The organism is Pseudomonas sp. GM18, from assembly GCF_000282195.1.
Classification (GTDB): Bacteria; Pseudomonadota; Gammaproteobacteria; order Pseudomonadales; family Pseudomonadaceae; genus Aquipseudomonas.
In genome coordinates, this window is record NZ_AKJT01000135.1 from 1 (window position 1) to 17,495 (window position 17,495).

Sequence of the window (17,495 nt, forward strand, 5' to 3'; positions counted from 1 at the left end):
CCCCAGCGGCTGCCACAGGTAATGCCAGTCCCAACTGGCGGTCGGGAAGCCATGGATCAGCAACAGCGGCTCGCCCTGCCCCGCAGCCCAATAGCGGATGGTCTGACCGCGGAAGACGAACGTCTGGCCGCGTTTACGCCAGACACACAGCGGAATTTCGGCGAGTGCCATTTAGAGTTTATAACCCGGGTCTTGTTTATCGAGTTTGCGCAGCAGCGCCGGCCAGGCCAGCGCACCACCCATCCCTTGAGCACTTTTGGTAACGCCGGCGATCATCGCCTTGGCGCCCGCCAGAATCTGCGGTTCGATGGCGATCAGCTCCGCGCCACCGTTCTGCGCCAGCACCTGAATCTCGCAGGCGCGCTGGAAGGTAAACATCATCAGGAACGTGTCGGCGATGGTGCCGCCACAGGTCAGCAGACCGTGGTTGTGCAGCATCAGAAAATTGTTCTCACCCAGGTCGGCTTGCAGCCGCGCCTTCTCTTCATGGTTCAGCGCCACGCCTTCGTAGGCGTGATAAGCCAGGCTGGACAGGACGAACAATGACTGCTGACTGATCGGCAAAATGCCCTGTTTCTGCGCCGATACCGCCACCCCCGCCGCCGTGTGGGTGTGCAGTACACACACGACGTCATGCCGGACTTCATGCACCGCGCTGTGGATGGTGTAGCCCGCCGGGTTGATTTCGTAGGGGCTGTCCATCAACTTGTTACCGGCCTGATCGACCTTGACCAGGCTCGACGCGGTCATTTCATGGAACATCAGCCCGAACGGGTTGATCAGGAAATCTTCAGTGCCCGGCACCTTGGCCGAAATGTGCGTGAAGATCAGATCGTCCCAGCCGTGGAGGGCGACCAGACGATAACAGGCAGCCAGGTCGACGCGGGTCTGCCACTCGGCAGCACTGACTTTACCTTTGACACTGTGTGGCGACTGGACGGGGGCTACATTCACGGCAAGGATTCCCGTTTTTCTGTTCTTATTGTTTTACTGACGTTACAGCAGTCTAGTCAGCCTCCAGACTTCGGGTAGTTGCATTGGCAGCCAGCTTGATGGCCGAGTGAGTCAGTGCGTGGGTGAGCCTGGATCCATGTCAGAGCACTGCCGCCAGTAAAGGCCGGTCAGCCCCGAAGAACGCTGACCAAGTCCGCCAGCCAAGGCTCGGCGTCGGTTTCCGGCGTGACGGTTTCGCTGGCGTCCAGACGCAGCATCGGCAGGACTTCACGCAGGCCCAATTCGCTGAACAGCTCACGCATTTGCTCACCGCCGCCGCAAAACGTATCGCCATAACTCGAGTCGCCCAGCCCGATAACGGCACCCGGCAAGCCACGCCAGGCGGCGGGCAATTGATCGCGGATCATCGAATACAGCGGTTGCAGGTTGTCCGGCAACTCGCCCATGCCGGTGGTCGAGGTCACCGCCAGAAATGCATCCGGGCCAAAAGCCTGAACATCGGCAAGTGTCGCGCGCGGGTTGTGCCAGGTTTCAAAACCGGCGGCGTTTAAAATTTTTGCTGCGTGGCGGGCGACTTCTTCAGCCGTGCCGTACACCGAGCCGGAAAGGATGGCGACTTTCATCAATCTGATCCTGAAGCTGAGTAAAAGGCCGAGATATTAACAGCACAGCCCTCATTGATCTTTTAGAATGCAACGTACCCGTCAATACGCAAAGGACTCTGCGATGATCAATGCCTCACTGCTGCAAAGGGTGATCGACGCGTCCAGCGACGGCATCGTGATTGCTGAAAAAGAAGATGAGCAGGACGCGACGAACGGCTCAAACCAATCCGCGAATTAATGGTCATTTACTACAATCACCGATGACTTTGTAATTATTTCTTTCGAGCAAATCATGCAGCGCGACGCACTCCTGACCCAGGATGAGCTGGACTTTATCCAGACCATGCAACACAACCCGCAACTCAATGTGCGGGATGCGACGTCGAGTTTGCTCGTCAACGGCGGCTCGCAGATCCGTGATTTGCTCACACGCCTGGCCGCTCATGAGCAAGTCACCATCCAGGCCACTTTCGAAAATCAGCAAATGACCTTCCCGCTGCACCTGGTGGAAGATGAGTTTCACGCCATGCATCTACGCCTCGGCGTCCCCAGTATTTATGAAGACGGCCCGATGATCCGGCCATGGCGCCTGCCGCTCGAAGAGCCAGTGGCGCTGGAAAATGCCAAGGGGCAACCCGGCACGATGTGGGTGCACGAAATATCGTTCAAAGGGGTTTTGCTGGAAGTTCGTAACAAGACCAAAGCGCCAAAGCACTTCGCGTTGTGGTTCAGCCCGTCAGGCTATGAGCGGATTGCGTTGCGCGGCACCCTGGAGCGTGAGACCGAGCAAGGTTTCTACGCCTACGAGTTGAGCCAGAGTGACAAGGACGAAACCGAGCGTCTGCGTCAGTACATTCTTCAGCAACATCGCCTGACCCATCCTGCTTTGCATATTTGAATCTCAGGTATCCAGGTTTCCCGCCAGGAACTGTTTCAGACGCTGGCGCATCCCCCCCCCTCGTTTCCAAGGCAACCCACTGACGACCCGGCCAGACTCTCTTGCGCCAGGTCGGACGCATCCCCGGCCAGAAACAGCTGACAATCCAGCCCCATGGCCAGACGGTTCAAACGTCGAGGCAGTTCGGCAGCCGGCGCGTGATTGGAAATCAGCACCAGTGCACTGGGCTTGATCTTCTCACAGACCAGGATCAACTCGTCGAAGGGCTGCCCGATCGCCAACAACTGAATAGCCGAATCGATGCTGCTCAGATACAACGCCGTGACCAATACTTCGAGTTCACGGCATTGGTCGGCCAAGGCGCAGACAATCACTCGTCGCGGCTGCATGACACGCACCAGCAACAGGCGTTGCAATACTCGAGAACGCAGAAAGCCATCCAGAAAAAGCCACTCGCTGATCTGACCGAACGCATCATGGCGGTGTAGCAATAGCTTCCAGATCGGAATCAGGATGTCCTGGAATACAACCATCAGCGGATAACTGGAAAAAATCTGACCGTAGATGTGCTCCAGTTGTACTTCGTCAAAAACACTCACCGCCGCGTTGACCTGCTGCTGCCATTGGCCGTAGTCGGCTTGAACGAATTCGTCGGGAATGATCCGCTCCAGCACCTGGAGCGGTTCGGTCTTGGCCAGTATCTTGCCAACCTTGCTGACCGCGACACCGCGCTCGATCCAGCCGAGGATGCTGCGAACTCGCTCGATATCGATCATCGAATACAAACGGTGCCCGCTTTCGGTGCGGGAGGGCTGTATCAGCCCGTAGCGTCGCTCCCAGGCTCTTAGCGTGACCGGGTTGACCCCTGTCATGCGCGCGACCTCACGAATCGGGAACAGCTCTTCTCGAATCAGAGAGGTGCCGGAGGTCAAGCCAGGTGCGCGGTCGGTCAGCACAGGCATCTTCAAATCTACGTCCATGTATATATTTGAATACATTCTAACTCTCCCGCCCCGGTAGCATTCAACACGAAGTTGAAAGAAGTTGGTACTGACGTCCATGACGTAATCAGGAATAATCCTTGCTTGTCCCGAGACGCAGCCCACCACCCCGGCGCTGTGTCTGGCGAAGCTCTTATCCGGAGCGACGCGTTTGCCCTACGGAGATACACAATGTCTACTTCCCCCGTCACGCTGATGGTTGCGCGTCGCGTCGCCGATGGGCGTTATCAGGACCTGATGGCCTGGTTGCGCGAAGGCGAACAACTGGCCACCGACTTCCCCGGTTACCTCGGCTCTGGCGTGCTCGCTCCGCCACCCGACGATGACGAATTCCAGATTATTTTCCGCTTCGCCGACGAGCAGACGCTGCACGCCTGGGAGCATTCCGCGTCGCGTACCGCCTGGCTGGGCCGCGGCAGCAATCTGTTTGCCCACCCTTCGGAACATCGGGTCAGTGGCATCGATGGCTGGTTCGGTGCTGTCGGGCAACGTCCGCCACGCTGGAAGCAGGCTGTGGCGATCTGGCTGGCGTTCTTTCCGGTGTCCCTGCTGTTCAATTTTGTGCTGGGGCCGTTATTGGCCGAAACAGGATTGCTGGCCCGCGTGTTCGTCAGCACCTTGTGCCTGACGCCGTTGATGGTCTATTTCTTCATTCCACTGTCGACCCATCTGCTGGCCGGCTGGCTGCACACCGCACCGCAACGACCGTTGCCTGCGGAACCCTCTACTCAAAATCGCTAAAAGATCGCAGGCTGCGCCAGCACCTGCATAAGCGCCAAGACTCCACGCCCCCGTAGGAGCTGGCGCAGCCTGCGATCTTTTCGGGACAAGGCACGGCCGGTCGCTGGTATAGTTTTGCTCTAACCGCGACGCGAGCCGTTCATGACCTCTTCCGCAGCCCCCATCCTCATCACCGGTGCCGGCCAGCGTGTCGGCCTGCACTGTGCGCAGCGTTTGCTCGAAGACGGCCATCCGGTCATTTTCAGTTACCGCAGCGAACGCCCCGGCGTAAAGACCCTTCGCGACCTGGGAGCGACCGCGGTGTTCGCGGACTTTTCCAGCGAGGCCGGAATTCTCGCGTTCATCGGCGAACTGAAGAACCACACCGACAGCCTGCGGGCGATAGTCCACAACGCCTCCGAATGGCTGGCCGAAACCCCGGGCGCAGAAGTCGAAGCCTTCACCCGCATGTTCAGCGTGCATATGTTGGCGCCCTATCTGATTAACCTGCACTGTGCCGATTTGCTCAGACACTCAAGCCCCGCCGATATCGTGCACATCAGCGATGATGTGACCCGCAAGGGCAGCAGCAAGCACATCGGCTACTGCGCCAGCAAAGCCGGGCTCGACAGCCTGACCCTGTCCTTTGCCGCCAAGTACGCGCCAGACATCAAGGTCAACGGTATCGCGCCAGCCCTGCTACTGTTCAATCCCGACGACGACGCGGCGTACCGCGCCAGGGTCCTGGCCAAGTCCGCACTGGGCATCGAGCCTGGCAGTGAAGTGATTTACCAGAGCCTGCGCTATTTGCTCGACAACCCTTATGTCACCGGCACGACCCTGACCGTCAACGGCGGACGGCACGTCAAATAAGCCGCCCCCGCGAGGATGTCCCCATGACGTTATCCCTGCCCCAAAACTTTCGCGAGATCCTAATCGGCCTCGGTGAAAACCCCGATCGCGAAGGGCTGCAAGACACTCCGATGCGCGCCGCCAAGGCGATGCAATACCTGTGTCATGGTTACGAACAGAGTGTCGAAGAGATCGTCAACGGCGCGCTGTTCGCCTCCGACAACGATGAAATGATCATTGTCGACAACATCGAGTTGTACTCGCTGTGTGAACATCACATGCTGCCCTTCATCGGCAAGGCGCATGTGGCTTATATTCCAACGGGCAAGGTGCTGGGCCTGTCGAAGATTGCACGGCTTGTGGATATGTTCGCCCGCCGCCTGCAAATCCAGGAGAACCTCACCCGGCAAATCGCCGAAGCCGTGCAGCAAGTGACCGATGCCGCTGGTGTCGCGGTGGTCATCGAAGCCCAGCACATGTGCATGATGATGCGCGGCGTCGAGAAACAGAATTCGACCATGAACACCTCGGTGATGCTCGGCGCCTTCCGCGAGTCGAGCAACACCCGCCAGGAGTTCCTGCAATTGATTGGACGGAGCAAGTAGCAATGCCACAACTTCAACCAGGAATGGCACGCATCCGGGTCAAGGACCTGTGTTTGCGGACTTTCATCGGGATCAACGAGGACGAAATCCTCAACAAGCAGGATGTGCTGATCAACCTGACCATCCTGTATGCCGCCCAGGACGCCGTGCGTGACAACGACATCGATCACGCTTTGAACTACCGCACCATCACCAAGGCGATCATTGCCCACGTGGAAGGCAATCGCTTTGCCCTGCTCGAGCGCCTGACCCAGGAGTTGCTGGACCTGATCATGGCCAACGAGTCGGTGCTGTACGCCGAAGTCGAAGTCGACAAGCCCCACGCGTTGCGCTTCGCCGAGTCGGTGTCGATTACCCTGGCCGCGAGCCGCTGACCGCGTCTGGCGCATCGCTCGCCAGGCTTTTATCATCCACGCCACGATTTGATTGCACAGAGCCCATCATGAACGATCAACAACGCCTGGAACTTGAAGCCGCCGCCTTTCGCCGGCTGGTTGCCCACCTGGACAGCCGCAAGGACGTGCAGAACATCGACCTGATGAACCTCTCGGGTTTCTGCCGTAACTGCCTGTCCAAGTGGTACAAGGCCGCCGCCGACGAACGCCAGATCGACGTCAGCCTCGATGAAGCCCGCGAAGTGGTTTACGGCATGCCGTACGCCGAGTGGAAAGCCCTATACCAGAAAGAAGCCAGCGCCGACCAACAAGCGGCGTTCGCCAAAGGAAAACCCAATGAGTGATTTGAACACCCTGCGCGCCAGCCTCAACAGCGGCGAACACGTTTTCGCCGACACCCTGGCATTCATTGCCGCCGGTTATGACTACCAGCCCCAGGCTTTCAACAACGGCGGCGTGGAAAACGCAGCCGGGCAGAACGAAGGCTCGTGCAAGACACTGGGCCTGGCGCTGCTGGAAGGTCTGAGCGATGAAGAAGCGCTGTTGGCATTCGGTGAGCATTACCGTTCGGTGGTGGCGACGCCCGAAGGCAGCGACCATGGCAATATCCGGGCGCTGATTGCCCATGGCTTGGCCGGTGTGAAGTTCGTTCAGCAGCCGCTGACTCGTCGCTGATTAAAGCCCGCAAAAAACGCTCCGTTTAACACTGAAGCTGTGGCGAGGGAGCTTGCTCCCGCTGGGTCGCGTAGCGGCCCTAAAAAAAGGACCGCTGCGCAGTCCAGCGGGAGCAAGCTCCCTCGCCACAGGTTATGCTTTGCCTACCCTGGCTCTTATCTGATACGCATTCGAATACATCCCGACTTTTAAGATTGACCCGGTAACTTTATTTCGTTTGCCGGACACCTCTGCTCGCGGCTTAGATAAAAAGAAGCATCCCTTCTTCAGAGTCAGCCATCCATGCGTAGCGAAACCATCAGCCAGTCGATCTCCATCGTTCACCCCGTCAGCCTCAGCCACGGCAAAAATGCCGAGGTCTGGGACACCGACGGCAAACGCTACATCGACTTTGTCGGGGGAATCGGCGTACTGAACCTCGGTCATTGCCATCCGCGCATTGTCGAGGCCATTCGCGAACAAGCCACCCGCCTGACCCACTACGCGTTCAACGCAGCGCCCCACGTGCCTTACCTCGAACTCATGGAGCGCCTGGCCGCGTTTATTCCGGTGGATTACCCGGTCAGTGGCATGCTCACCAACAGCGGCGCGGAAGCGGCGGAAAACGCCCTGAAGATCGTCCGTGGCGCCACCGGCCGCACCGCGGTCATTGCCTTTGACGGCGCCTTCCACGGCCGCACGCTGGCCACCCTCAACCTCAACGGCAAAGTCGCCCCCTACAAGCAGAAAGTCGGCGTGCTGCCGGGGCCGGTGTATCACCTGCCCTTCCCCAGCAAAGACAATGACGTGACCTGCGCCGAGGCCCTGAAGGCCATGGATCGGCTGTTCAGCGTCGAGATCGACGTGAATGACGTGGCCTGTTTTATCGTCGAACCGGTACAGGGCGAAGGCGGTTTTCTGGCGATGGACGTGGAGTTCGCCCAGGCGCTGCGGCGATTCTGTGATGACAAAGGCATTTTGCTCATCGCCGATGAAATCCAGTCCGGCTTCGGCCGCACCGGCCAGCGGTTTGCGTTCTCGCGACTGGGCATTGAGCCGGACCTGATCCTGCTGGGCAAAAGCATTGCCGGCGGCGTACCGCTGGGTGCGGTTGTCGGGCGCAAGTCGCTAGTCGACAACTTGCCCAAGGGCGGACTGGGCGGCACCTACTCAGGCAATCCCATCGCCTGCGCCGCCGCGTTGGCGACCCTGGACGAAATGAGTGATGCACATCTGCACGCTTGGGGCTCGCAGCAGGAAGAAGCGATTGTCAGCCGCTACGAATCTTGGCGAGCACGCGGACTGTCACCCTATCTGGGCCGTTTGACCGGCGTGGGTGCGATGCGCGGCATCGAGTTGATCAATGCCGACGGCACACCGGCGTCGGCACAACTGACACAACTGCTGGCCGTGGCGCGAGAGTCGGGCTTGCTGCTGATGCCCAGCGGCAAGTCGCGCCACATTATTCGGCTGCTGGCGCCATTAACCACTGAGGCCGCCGTGCTGGAGGAAGGGCTGGATATTCTTGAGGCGTGCCTTGCGAAATTGTCCTGAGGCAGAATCGTCTGCCCACAAAAAAACCGGCCAAGGCCGGTTTTTTGCTTTCTACGGAATCAGAACGAAGCGTTCTGCAGGCCGTCGAGGTAACGCTCGGTGTCCAGGGCCGCCATGCAACCGGCGCCGGCCGAGGTGATGGCCTGACGGTAAACGTGGTCAGCCACGTCACCGGCAGCGAAGATGCCTTCAACGCTGGTGGCAGTAGCGTTGCCATCACGGCCGCCCTGTACAACCAGGTAGCCATCTTTCAACGTCAGCTGACCTTCGAACAACGAAGTGTTCGGGGTGTGGCCGATGGCGATAAACACGCCGTCGACTTTGATTTCGTCGAAGCTGCCATCGTTGTTCTTCAGGCGAGCACCGGTCACGCCCATGTTGTCGCCCAGCACTTCGTCCAGGGTCGCGTTCAGCTTCAGGATGATCTTGCCCTCGGCAACCCGGGCATTGAGCTTGTCGATCAGGATCTTCTCGGCGCGGAAGGTTTCGCGACGGTGAATCAGGGTCACGGTGCTGGCAATGTTGGCCAGGTACAGCGCTTCTTCGACAGCGGTGTTACCGCCACCGACCACCGCCACTGGCTTGTTGCGATAGAAGAAACCGTCGCAGGTTGCGCAGGCCGAAACGCCTTTGCCCATGAACGTTTCTTCCGACGGCAGGCCCAGGTAACGAGCGCTGGCACCGGTGGCGATGATCAGTGCATCGCAGGTGTAAGTCGCGCTGTCGCCAATCAGGGTGTACGGCTTGGCAGCGAAGTCCACGGCATTGATGTGATCAAACACGATTTCGGTTTCAAAGCGCTCGGCGTGCTCTTTCATGCGTTCCATCAGCGCCGGGCCGGTCAGGCCGTGGACGTCGCCCGGCCAGTTGTCGACTTCGGTGGTGGTGGTCAGTTGACCGCCGGCCTGCATGCCGGTGATCAACAGTGGCTTGAGATTGGCACGGGCGGCATAGACCGCGGCGCTGTAACCGGCAGGGCCGGAACCGAGAATAATCACTCGCGAATGACGAACTTCAGACATGACCTGCTCCTGTTGACCGGCCCGAAACACTGGGCGCGGAACGCCGGATTGCCGGCGGGAATAAAAAAGGACCGTTGAAAGCACTTGGGGAAGGCTTGGGCTCGACAGTCCTGTAAAAAGAATGGGTGCAGCGTATCGAGGGGGCGAAGATTAAGGAAATACGGTTTAACAATCCAGCTCATAGGCGGTCTCTATGTCGTTGCCGTGAATGCATAGACGCCTTTGTTACAGTTAATGTCGATGCCGCTACCGCGCTTTCGCCTGTCAGGCAAAGCCGGTAAGGTCGGCGCGTTTACCTCTGCTAGGAGCACGTTATGCCCGCCCCTGTTCTGTCCGGCCCACAATATTTGCGCGAGGGCCTCAAATTGGTCCTGAGCCCAAGTCTGCGTCTGTTCGTGTTGTTGCCGCTGGCGATCAACCTGGTGCTGTTCGTCGGATTGATCTATCTGGCCGGCCATCAGTTCAGCCTCTGGGTCGATACGTTGATGCCGTCCCTGCCCGATTGGCTGGGTTTCCTCAGCTACATCCTCTGGCCGCTATTCGTGGTGCTGGTGGTACTGATGGTGTTCTTTACCTTCACGATGCTCGCCAACGTCATCGCCGCGCCGTTCAACGGCTTCCTGGCGGAGAAAGTCGAAGTGGTGGTGCGCGGCACCGACGATTTCCCGGCCTTCAGCTGGGGTGAACTGATCGCCATGATCCCCCGCACCCTGACCCGGGAAATGCGCAAGCTCGGCTACTTCCTGCCACGGGCCATCGGGCTGTTCATCCTGTCATTCATCCCGGTGGTCAACATCATCGCCGCACCGCTGTGGCTGCTGTTCGGGGTGTGGATGATGGCGATCCAGTACATCGACTACCCGGCGGACAACCACAAACTGGGCTGGAACGAGATGCTCGCCTGGCTGCGCAAGAAGCGCTGGCAGAGTATGAGCTTCGGCGGGATCGTTTATCTGGTGCTGCTGATTCCGGTGGTGAACATTCTGATGATGCCGGCGGCCGTGGCCGGGGCGACGCTGTTCTGGGTGCGTGAGCGTGGCGCGGAGAATCTGGTGGCAGAGCGCCGTTAATCGCGTCACATATCCATCATCCCACCGTCACAATGACGACATGGCCTCAGCCGACACTGAGGTCATGACGACAGCTCTGCATATCACCCTGATCACCGAAACCTTCCCCCCGGAAATCAACGGCGTGGCCAATACCCTTGGCCGCTTGTTCGACGGTTTGCGCGCGCGCGGGCATCAGGTGGAGTTGATACGGCCACGTCAGGGTGGCGACCCGCTCATGGGTAGCAACGATGAGTTGCTGCTGTGTCGGGGCTGGCCGCTGCCGGGTTATCCCGGCCTGCAATGGGGTCAGTCGTCGATGCACAAGTTGCTGCGGCGCTGGAAGCGCCATCGCCCGGATGTGTTGTACATCGCCACCGAAGGACCGCTGGGGTTGTCGGCGTTACGCGCGGCACGGCGTTTGGGGATTTCGGTGGTCAGCGGGTTTCATACCAATTTTCAGCAGTACTCCAGCCAGTACGGGCTCGGGTTGCTGACGCGTTTGCTGACCCACTACCTGCGCTGGTTTCACAATCGCTCGACCCTGACCCTGGTGCCCAGCGCCAGCCAGCGACTGGAGCTGGAGCGCCGCAGTTTCGAGCGTCTGGCGTTACTCTCTCGAGGCGTCGACAGCCAGTTGTTTCATCCGGTCAAACGACTGAAACCGCTGCGTGAGCAATGGGGACTGGCCGAGGATGACATCGCCTTCATCCACGTAGGACGCCTGGCCCAGGAGAAGAATCTTGGCCTGCTCAAGCGCAGTTTCGACACGCTGAAAGCTACTTATCCACAGCGGAACATGAAATTGATTGTGGTCGGTGACGGCCCGCAACGATCGGTGCTGGAGCAGGAATTGCCCGAAGCGATTTTCTGCGGCTCACAACGCGGCGAAGCCTTGGCCAGTCACTATGCGTCGGGAGATGTGTTTCTGTTTCCGAGCCTGACCGAAACCTTTGGCAATGTGGTGCTTGAAGCATTGGCTTCGGGGTTGGGGGTTGTGGCGTACGATCAGGCTGCGGCGGCTCAGCATATTCGCCATGGCTACAACGGCGTATTGGCCATGCCCGGGGATGAACAGGCGTTCTGCGATGCGGCACGCTGGCTGCTGGAGGAGCGCGAAACCTTGCGCTGCGTGCGGCTCAATGCCCGCCAGCATGCAAGCCGTCAGGGCTGGGCGGCGATTATCGAGCAGTTCGAGGGGCAGTTGCGGGGGGCTTGTGTGCGGGGGCACCCCCTACCCGATGCAGCGTTGTTGCCTTAAAAGCTTCGCGGGCTTGCCTCGCGCCTGTAGGAGCGAGGCTTGCCCGCGAAGAGGCCTTTCCAGTCGCCGCTTACACCAGCGTCATCAACGCCTCACGGCTGAACGGCAGGATGTCCTGCTCACGACCGTCACGCACTTTCTGCGCCCAGTCCGGGTCCACCAGCAACGCACGCCCCACTGCAACCAGATCGAATTCATCGTTGTTCAAACGCTCCAGCAGTTTTTCCAGGCTGGCCGGTTGCGCGATCTTGTCGGTGTTGACCATGAATTGCAGGAACTCACCGTCCAGGCCGACGCTGCCAACGGTGATGGTCGGTTTGCCGGTGAGCTTGCGGGTCCAGCCGGCCAGGTTCAGTTCGGAACCGTCGAACTCCGGCTCCCAGAAACGCCGCGTCGAGCAGTGGAAAATATCCACGCCGGCATCGGACAACGGCTCGAGGAATTCGCCCAACGCCTCGGGTGTCTGCACCAGACGTGCGGTGTAGTCCTGCTGCTTCCACTGGGAGAAACGGAAGATGATCGGGAATTCCTCGCCGACCGCTGCGCGTACCGCCTGAATCAGTTCGATGGCGAAGCGCGAACGGTTGGCCAGGTTGCCACCGTATTCGTCGGTGCGCTGGTTGCTGCCTTCCCAGAAGAACTGATCCACCAGATAACCGTGGGCGCCGTGGATTTCCACGCCGTCCATGCCGATGCTCTGGGCATCTTTGGCGGCCTGGGCGAACGCGGCGATCACCTCCTGGATGTCCTGGCGGGTCATGCCGTGAACCACGACCTGTCCGTCTTTCAACTTTTCCGACGGACCATAACCCGGCACGCTGGCATCCGGTTCGGTGCCGATACGACGCACGCTGCCCACATGCCACAGTTGCGGAACGATCTTGCCGCCTTCGGCATGCACCGCGTCGACGACTTTCTTCCAGCCGGCCAGCGCAGCTTCACCGTAGAAGTGCGGCACGTTCGGGTAGCCGTTGGAGGCCTTGTGACCGACGGTGGTGCCTTCGGTGATGATCAGGCCAACTCCGGCGGCGGCGCGGCGACGGTAGTATTCGATCACTTTGGAGTTGGGCACGCCGCCCGGCGAAAACGAGCGGGTCATCGGTGCCATGACGACTCGGGTCGGCAATTCGAGAGCGCCGAGGTGAAAAGGCTTGAACAGGGCTTTGACAGGCATGGGACGCTCCACGGGACATAGACTTTATGACGTTGATAATATGGAGCGTATCCAGCCTTGAACAGCACTATTGATTTGAGTGATTAAGAGTCAAAAGACAGAAAGCAAAAGATCGTCCGAAGGCTCGGGCCGCGTTCGGACGATCTTTTGATCTTGATTTTGCGGAATTCAGCTCAACGCTTTTTCGATAGCCTGGACGACAGAAGGATCATCCGGCGCCGTACGCGGCGAGAACCGCGCCAATACGCGACCGTCCTTGCCCAACAGGAATTTTTCGAAGTTCCAGGTGATATCGCCCGGGAATTCCGCGCCCTCGCCCGCCAGCAGGCGGTACAGCTGATGACGATCGTGACCGTTGACTTCCAGCTTGCTGGACAACGGAAAGCTCACGCCATAGTTGAGGCTGCAAAACTCCTGTATCTCCTGCTCGGTGCCCGGTTCCTGCCCGGCAAACTGGTTGCACGGCAAGCCCAGCACACTGAAACCCTTGCCCTTGTATTGCTGGTAGAGGTTTTCCAGAGCAGCGTACTGTGGGGTCAAGCCACATTTGGAGGCGACGTTGACCACCAGCACGACGTGCCCTTTGAAGGGCGCCAGAGGTAACTCCTTGCCATCCAAAGCTTTCAATGTAAGGTCGTGAAAAGCACTCATGACGGACTCCAAATTTCCCGTGTTCTTCTCGAAACAGCCACTTGGTCATGTCGCCAAGGACAGCCGCGGACTAAAAAGGCGCCCTCGGGCGCCTCTCCAGTTCTCGAAAGCTTAGCGCAGAAAATCAGTGGTGATGGCCACCTTCGCCATGGACGTGACCATGAGCGATTTCTTCCTGGCTGGCATCACGGATGGCAACGATCTTGACCTGGAAATTCAGGCGCTGACCGGCCAACGGGTGGTTGCCGTCGACGGTGACATCGTCGCCGTCCAGATCGCGAATGGTGACGATCTGCATCTGGCCGTCCGGAGCGGAAGCGTGGAACTGCATGCCCACTTCCAGTTCGTCGACGCCTTCGAACATGCTGCGGCTCAGGGTGCTGACCAGTTCGGCAGCGTATTCGCCGTAGGCATCTTCAGGTTCTACGGCAACAGTCAGTTCGTCACCGACTGCTTTGCCTTCCAGCGCCTTTTCCAGGCCCGGGATGATGTTACCTGCGCCTTGCAGGTAGACCAGCGGCGCGCCGCCGGCGGAGCTGTCGATGACCTCACCAGCGTCGTTGGTCAGGGTATAGTCGATGGAGACAGCCTTATTGGCGGCGATCAGCATGGGGCGAGACCTTTTGCATAAGAAAGATGAATGTCCAAGTTTAGCGAAGCAATCGCCCGAAAGCGAACACAACCCGGACAGACGGGGTGCAATGAAAGCGTCGACCATCACAGGTTTTCATCAGGACGAGGACGGGCACTGGGTGGCCGAGCTGTCCTGCGGCCATACCCAACACTTGCGGCACCAGCCACCGTGGCAATCCCGGGCCTGGGTGCTGGACCCTTTGCGGCGCAATGAAAAAATAGGCCAGCCCTTTGATTGCGGTTGGTGCGCACAGGGCTCGGTTAGCGATAACCTTGACCACTGAATATCGGTAGAGCGCCAGCCATAGGCGTTCACCATTGCCATGCACCCTTAGAGAATCCGCATGCAAACTTTTTTTATCGCGCCCACCGATTTTGGTGTGGGTCTGACCTCCATCAGCCTCGGGCTGGTGCGTACCCTCGAGCGGGCCGGCCTCAAAGTCGGCTTTTTCAAACCGATTGCCCAGCCACACCCGGGCGACACCGGCCCTGAACGTTCCACCGAACTGGTGGCCCGCACCCACGGTTTGAAACCGCCTCAACCGTTGGGCCTGGCCCATGTCGAGCGGATGCTCGGCGACGGTCAGCTGGACGAATTGCTCGAAGAAATCATCACCCTTTACCAGCAAGCCGCTGTCGGCAAGGACGTGCTGATTGTCGAAGGCATGGTCCCGACCCGCAGCGCCAGCTACGCCGCGCGGGTCAACCTGCACTTGGCCAAGAGCCTCGACGCCGACGTGATCCTGGTTTCGGCGCCGGAAAACGAAGTACTGACCGAGTTGTCCGGCCGGGTGGAATTGCAGGCGCAATTGTTCGGCGGGCCGAAAGACCCGAAAGTGCTGGGCGTGATCCTCAACAAGGTCAAGACCGACGAAAGCATGGACGCCTTCGCTTCGCGCCTGAAGGAGCACTCGCCGTTGCTGCGCAGCGGCGACTTCCGTCTGCTCGGTTGCATCCCGTTTCAACCGGAACTGAACGCACCGCGCACCCGCGACGTGGCCGATCTGATGGGCGCCCAGGTGCTCAACGCCGGCGACTACGAAACCCGGCGCATGACCAATATCATTATCTGCGCCCGCACCATGCGCAACACCGTGGAGTTGCTCAAGCCCGGCGTGCTGGTGGTGACCCCTGGCGATCGCGACGACATCATCCTCGCAGTCAGCCTCGCGGCGATCAACGGCGTGCCCCTGGCCGGCCTGTTGCTGACCAGCGACACCCTGCCCGACCCGCGCATCATGGAGCTGTGCCGTGGCGCCTTGCAGGCCGGCCTACCGGTGTTGTCGGTGAGCACCGGTTCCTACGACACCGCCAACCAGCTGAACGGCTTGAACAAGGAAATCCCGATCGACGATCGCGAGCGCGCGGAGATCATCACCGACTTCGTCGCCGGCCATCTGGACGCCAACTGGCTGCACCAGCGCTGCGGTACGCCACGGGAAATGCGCCTGTCGCCAGCGGTATTCCGCTATCAACTGATCCAGCGCGCCCAGGCCGCCAACAAGCGCATCGTGTTGCCTGAAGGCAGCGAGCCGTTGACCGTGCAAGCCGCCGCGATCTGCCAGGCCCGGGGCATTGCCCGTTGTGTATTGCTGGCAAAACCGGCGGACGTCGAAGCGGTCGCCCGCGCCCAGGGCATCGAGTTGCCGCCGGGGCTGGAAATCCTCGATCCGGACCTGATTCGTGAGCGTTACATCGAGCCAATGGTCGCGTTGCGCAAGACCAAAAGCCTCAACGCGCCGATGGCCGAGCAGCAACTGGAAGACACCGTGGTGATCGGCACCATGATGCTGGCGCTGGATGAAGTCGACGGGCTGGTGTCCGGGGTCATTCACTCCACCGCCAACACCATCCGTCCGGCCCTGCAGCTTATTAAAACGGCGCCGGGCTGCACCCTGGTGTCGTCGGTGTTCTTCATGCTGTTTCCCGAAGAGGTGCTGGTCTACGGCGACTGCGTGATGAACCCGCATCCGAGCGCCAGCGAACTGGCCGAGATCGCCTTGCAAAGCGCCGATTCGGCAGCGGCGTTCGGCATTACTCCACGGGTGGCGATGCTCAGCTACTCCAGCGGTGAATCGGCCAGCGGCGAAGAAGTCGAGAAGGTTCGCGAGGCCACCTTGCTCGCCCACGAACAGCAAAACTCACTGTTGATCGACGGCCCGTTGCAATACGACGCCGCCGCCAACGAAACCGTGGCCCGGCAACTGGCGCCGAACAGTCAGGTGGCCGGTCGTGCCACAGTGTTCGTGTTCCCTGACCTGAACACCGGTAATACCACCCACAAAGCCGTGCAACGCAGCGCCGACTGCGTCAGCCTCGGGCCAATGCTGCAAGGCCTGCGCAAACCGGTGAACGACCTGCCGCGTGGTGCGCAAGTCGACGACATCGTGTACACCATCGCGTTGACCGCGATTCAAGCGGCCAACCGACCTATGGATGTTTAAATGCTGGATTTTCTACCTGCACCCGTGCGCGGCGTGATCGCCTCGCTGCTGTTGGCACTGAATACGATTCTGCTCTGCTCGTTTCTGTTCTGTGTGGCGCTGTTCAAAGTGTTGCCGTTCGCCCTCACCCAACGTTTCGCGCGCTGGCTGATGAGTCATACCCACGAAGCGTGGATCAGTAACAACAAAGGCTGGATGAATCTGGTTTGCCGCACACGCTGGCACCTCAGCGGTTTTCAAGGCCTGGACTATCGGCACTCCTATCTGATCACCAGCAACCACCAGAGCTGGGTCGACATCATGGTGTTGCAGTACGTGCTCAACCGTCGCATCCGCCCGCTGAAGTTCTTCCTCAAACAGGAACTGATCTGGGTGCCGGTGATTGGCCTGGCATGGTGGGCGCTGGGTTTTCCATTCATGAAGCGTTACTCCAAGGCCTATCTGGAAAAACATCCGGAGAAGAAAGGCAAAGACCTGGAGACCACCCGCAATACCTGCGACAAGTTCCGCAATAACCCGGTGGGGATTTTCAACTTCGTCGAAGGCACGCGCTTCACCGAGGGCAAGCACGCCCAGCAGAGTTCACCGTTCCGCTACCTGCTCAAGCCGAAAGCGGGCGGCATTGCATTCGTACTGGATGCCATGGGCGACCAGCTGGAAGCGATCGTCAACGTGACCATCCACTACCCGGCCGGGCGTCCGGGTTATTGGGATTTGCTCTGCGGTAATGTGAAAGACGTGGTGGTGCACTTTCAGGAGCTGAAGATTCCACCGCAGTTCGTCGGCAAGAACTACGACCAGGACGGGGTGTATCGACTGGAGTTTCAGGGCTGGATCAATCAGCTGTGGAATGACAAGGATGCGTTGTTGGGGCAGATGCATCGGGAGTATCCGGCCAAGGTTTGAGGTGCTTGTACCGGCCTCTTAACTGATCGTTCCCACGCTCTGCGTGGGAATGCATCCTGTGACGCTCTGCGTCACGCTTGCGAAGGGACGCGGAGCGTCCCGGGCGGCATTCCCACG

General features: G+C 59.6%; 20 protein-coding genes and 1 pseudogene. 13 read left to right on the top strand and 8 right to left on the bottom strand.

The features are described from left to right. The 3 genes from PMI21_RS00260 to PMI21_RS00250 all read right to left on the bottom strand — a co-directional run. A partial coding sequence (locus PMI21_RS00260; RefSeq protein ID WP_007942168.1) for an alpha/beta fold hydrolase occupies positions 1 to 171 on the bottom strand: 171 nt, incomplete at its 3' end. Then, a complete protein-coding gene (locus tag PMI21_RS00255; RefSeq protein WP_007942169.1) occupies positions 172 to 954 on the bottom strand; it encodes a class II aldolase/adducin family protein in 783 nt (260 codons plus the stop codon). A 167-nt stretch (positions 955 to 1,121) separates the two neighbouring features. After that, the gene (locus tag PMI21_RS00250) at positions 1,122 to 1,577 is read right to left on the bottom strand and encodes a flavodoxin (protein WP_007942170.1); all 456 of its coding nucleotides are present in this window, start codon (positions 1,575 to 1,577) and stop codon (positions 1,122 to 1,124) included. Between the two features lie 274 nt (positions 1,578 to 1,851). On the opposite strand from PMI21_RS00250, the gene PMI21_RS00245 reads away from it, so the two are divergent. Continuing rightward, the gene (locus PMI21_RS00245; protein ID WP_007942172.1) at positions 1,852 to 2,457 is read left to right on the top strand and encodes a hypothetical protein; all 606 of its coding nucleotides are present in this window, start codon (positions 1,852 to 1,854) and stop codon (positions 2,455 to 2,457) included. 3 nt (positions 2,458 to 2,460) lie between these two features. Here the strand turns inward: PMI21_RS00245 and PMI21_RS00240 are convergent. Continuing rightward, positions 2,461 to 3,437, bottom strand: a pseudogene (locus PMI21_RS00240) (MerR family transcriptional regulator). Between the two features lie 192 nt (positions 3,438 to 3,629). Between PMI21_RS00240 and PMI21_RS00235 the strand changes: the two are divergent. The 7 genes from PMI21_RS00235 (at position 3,630) to PMI21_RS00205 (ending at position 8,238) form a co-directional block, all read left to right on the top strand. Continuing rightward, positions 3,630 to 4,199, top strand: coding sequence for an antibiotic biosynthesis monooxygenase (locus PMI21_RS00235; RefSeq protein ID WP_007942174.1), 570 nt, complete (start codon positions 3,630 to 3,632; stop codon positions 4,197 to 4,199). Between the two features lie 141 nt (positions 4,200 to 4,340). Then, the gene (gene folM / locus PMI21_RS00230; protein ID WP_007942176.1) at positions 4,341 to 5,051 is read left to right on the top strand and encodes a dihydromonapterin reductase; all 711 of its coding nucleotides are present in this window, start codon (positions 4,341 to 4,343) and stop codon (positions 5,049 to 5,051) included. Between the two features lie 23 nt (positions 5,052 to 5,074). Then, a complete protein-coding gene (folE, locus tag PMI21_RS00225; protein ID WP_007942178.1) occupies positions 5,075 to 5,635 on the top strand; it encodes a GTP cyclohydrolase I FolE in 561 nt (186 codons plus the stop codon). A 2-nt stretch (positions 5,636 to 5,637) separates the two neighbouring features. Next, on the top strand, positions 5,638 to 6,009 hold the full coding sequence (gene folX / locus PMI21_RS00220; protein WP_007942179.1) for a dihydroneopterin triphosphate 2'-epimerase: 372 nt from the start codon (positions 5,638 to 5,640) through the stop codon (positions 6,007 to 6,009). A 68-nt stretch (positions 6,010 to 6,077) separates the two neighbouring features. Next, positions 6,078 to 6,374 (top strand): DUF1244 domain-containing protein, encoded by a 297-nt coding sequence (locus tag PMI21_RS00215; RefSeq protein WP_007942180.1) that lies wholly within the window; start codon positions 6,078 to 6,080, stop codon positions 6,372 to 6,374. Continuing rightward, the gene (locus PMI21_RS00210) at positions 6,367 to 6,705 is read left to right on the top strand and encodes a HopJ type III effector protein (RefSeq protein WP_007942181.1); all 339 of its coding nucleotides are present in this window, start codon (positions 6,367 to 6,369) and stop codon (positions 6,703 to 6,705) included. Before PMI21_RS00215 ends, PMI21_RS00210 begins: the two co-directional genes overlap by 8 nt. A gap of 282 nt (positions 6,706 to 6,987) precedes the next feature. Then, positions 6,988 to 8,238, top strand: a complete 1,251-nt coding sequence (locus PMI21_RS00205; protein ID WP_007942182.1) for a 2-aminoadipate transaminase — start codon at positions 6,988 to 6,990, stop codon at positions 8,236 to 8,238. A 59-nt stretch (positions 8,239 to 8,297) separates the two neighbouring features. Here the strand turns inward: PMI21_RS00205 and trxB are convergent, their stop codons facing one another. Further along, positions 8,298 to 9,260, bottom strand: coding sequence for a thioredoxin-disulfide reductase (gene trxB, locus PMI21_RS00200; protein ID WP_007942183.1), 963 nt, complete (start codon positions 9,258 to 9,260; stop codon positions 8,298 to 8,300). A gap of 314 nt (positions 9,261 to 9,574) precedes the next feature. On the opposite strand from trxB, the gene cysZ reads away from it, so the two are divergent. After that, positions 9,575 to 10,330, top strand: a complete 756-nt coding sequence (gene cysZ / locus PMI21_RS00195; RefSeq protein ID WP_007942185.1) for a sulfate transporter CysZ — start codon at positions 9,575 to 9,577, stop codon at positions 10,328 to 10,330. 40 nt (positions 10,331 to 10,370) lie between these two features. Further along, entirely contained in the window at positions 10,371 to 11,570 is a 1,200-nt protein-coding gene (locus PMI21_RS00190; protein ID WP_007942186.1) for a glycosyltransferase family 4 protein, read from the top strand. 70 nt (positions 11,571 to 11,640) lie between these two features. Here the strand turns inward: PMI21_RS00190 and PMI21_RS00185 are convergent, their stop codons facing one another. From PMI21_RS00185 to PMI21_RS00175, 3 genes are all read right to left on the bottom strand, one after another. Continuing rightward, entirely contained in the window at positions 11,641 to 12,744 is a 1,104-nt protein-coding gene (locus tag PMI21_RS00185) for an NADH:flavin oxidoreductase (protein WP_007942187.1), read from the bottom strand. 168 nt (positions 12,745 to 12,912) lie between these two features. Next, the gene (locus PMI21_RS00180) at positions 12,913 to 13,395 is read right to left on the bottom strand and encodes a glutathione peroxidase (RefSeq protein ID WP_007942188.1); all 483 of its coding nucleotides are present in this window, start codon (positions 13,393 to 13,395) and stop codon (positions 12,913 to 12,915) included. A 124-nt stretch (positions 13,396 to 13,519) separates the two neighbouring features. After that, entirely contained in the window at positions 13,520 to 14,005 is a 486-nt protein-coding gene (locus PMI21_RS00175) for an FKBP-type peptidyl-prolyl cis-trans isomerase (protein WP_007942189.1), read from the bottom strand. Here PMI21_RS00175 and PMI21_RS29310 point away from each other — a divergent pair. Genes PMI21_RS29310 through PMI21_RS00165 form a run of 3 tightly spaced genes read left to right on the top strand, consistent with a single transcriptional unit; the run spans position 13,974 to position 17,378 of the window. Continuing rightward, entirely contained in the window at positions 13,974 to 14,312 is a 339-nt protein-coding gene (locus tag PMI21_RS29310; RefSeq protein WP_081499583.1) for a DUF3565 domain-containing protein, read from the top strand. The genes PMI21_RS00175 and PMI21_RS29310 overlap by 32 nt on opposite strands. 60 nt (positions 14,313 to 14,372) lie before the next feature. Continuing rightward, the gene (pta, locus tag PMI21_RS00170; protein WP_007942190.1) at positions 14,373 to 16,472 is read left to right on the top strand and encodes a phosphate acetyltransferase; all 2,100 of its coding nucleotides are present in this window, start codon (positions 14,373 to 14,375) and stop codon (positions 16,470 to 16,472) included. Beyond that, the gene (locus tag PMI21_RS00165) at positions 16,473 to 17,378 is read left to right on the top strand and encodes an acyltransferase (RefSeq protein WP_007942191.1); all 906 of its coding nucleotides are present in this window, start codon (positions 16,473 to 16,475) and stop codon (positions 17,376 to 17,378) included. Positions 17,379 to 17,495 lie beyond the last annotated feature (117 nt).

Excerpts from the sequence above, each read along its gene's own strand:
- folE (WP_007942178.1), top strand. The coding sequence starts at position 5,075 with ATGACGTTATCCCTGCCCCAAAACTTTCGCGAGATCCTAATCGGCCTC.
- PMI21_RS00180 (WP_007942188.1), bottom strand. The coding sequence starts at position 13,395 with ATGAGTGCTTTTCACGACCTTACATTGAAAGCTTTGGATGGCAAGGAG.
- PMI21_RS00185 (WP_007942187.1), bottom strand. The coding sequence starts at position 12,744 with ATGCCTGTCAAAGCCCTGTTCAAGCCTTTTCACCTCGGCGCTCTCGAA.
- PMI21_RS00210 (WP_007942181.1), top strand. The coding sequence starts at position 6,367 with ATGAGTGATTTGAACACCCTGCGCGCCAGCCTCAACAGCGGCGAACAC.
- PMI21_RS00245 (WP_007942172.1), top strand. The coding sequence starts at position 1,852 with ATGCAGCGCGACGCACTCCTGACCCAGGATGAGCTGGACTTTATCCAG.
- PMI21_RS00175 (WP_007942189.1), bottom strand. The coding sequence starts at position 14,005 with ATGCTGATCGCCGCCAATAAGGCTGTCTCCATCGACTATACCCTGACC.
- PMI21_RS00190 (WP_007942186.1), top strand. The coding sequence starts at position 10,371 with ATGGCCTCAGCCGACACTGAGGTCATGACGACAGCTCTGCATATCACC.
- folX (WP_007942179.1), top strand. The coding sequence starts at position 5,638 with ATGCCACAACTTCAACCAGGAATGGCACGCATCCGGGTCAAGGACCTG.
- PMI21_RS00215 (WP_007942180.1), top strand. The coding sequence starts at position 6,078 with ATGAACGATCAACAACGCCTGGAACTTGAAGCCGCCGCCTTTCGCCGG.
- PMI21_RS00165 (WP_007942191.1), top strand. The coding sequence starts at position 16,473 with ATGCTGGATTTTCTACCTGCACCCGTGCGCGGCGTGATCGCCTCGCTG.
- PMI21_RS00205 (WP_007942182.1), top strand. The coding sequence starts at position 6,988 with ATGCGTAGCGAAACCATCAGCCAGTCGATCTCCATCGTTCACCCCGTC.
- trxB (WP_007942183.1), bottom strand. The coding sequence starts at position 9,260 with ATGTCTGAAGTTCGTCATTCGCGAGTGATTATTCTCGGTTCCGGCCCT.
- folM (WP_007942176.1), top strand. The coding sequence starts at position 4,341 with ATGACCTCTTCCGCAGCCCCCATCCTCATCACCGGTGCCGGCCAGCGT.
- PMI21_RS00250 (WP_007942170.1), bottom strand. The coding sequence starts at position 1,577 with ATGAAAGTCGCCATCCTTTCCGGCTCGGTGTACGGCACGGCTGAAGAA.
- cysZ (WP_007942185.1), top strand. The coding sequence starts at position 9,575 with ATGCCCGCCCCTGTTCTGTCCGGCCCACAATATTTGCGCGAGGGCCTC.
- pta (WP_007942190.1), top strand. The coding sequence starts at position 14,373 with ATGCAAACTTTTTTTATCGCGCCCACCGATTTTGGTGTGGGTCTGACC.
- PMI21_RS00235 (WP_007942174.1), top strand. The coding sequence starts at position 3,630 with ATGTCTACTTCCCCCGTCACGCTGATGGTTGCGCGTCGCGTCGCCGAT.
- PMI21_RS29310 (WP_081499583.1), top strand. The coding sequence starts at position 13,974 with ATGGAGACAGCCTTATTGGCGGCGATCAGCATGGGGCGAGACCTTTTG.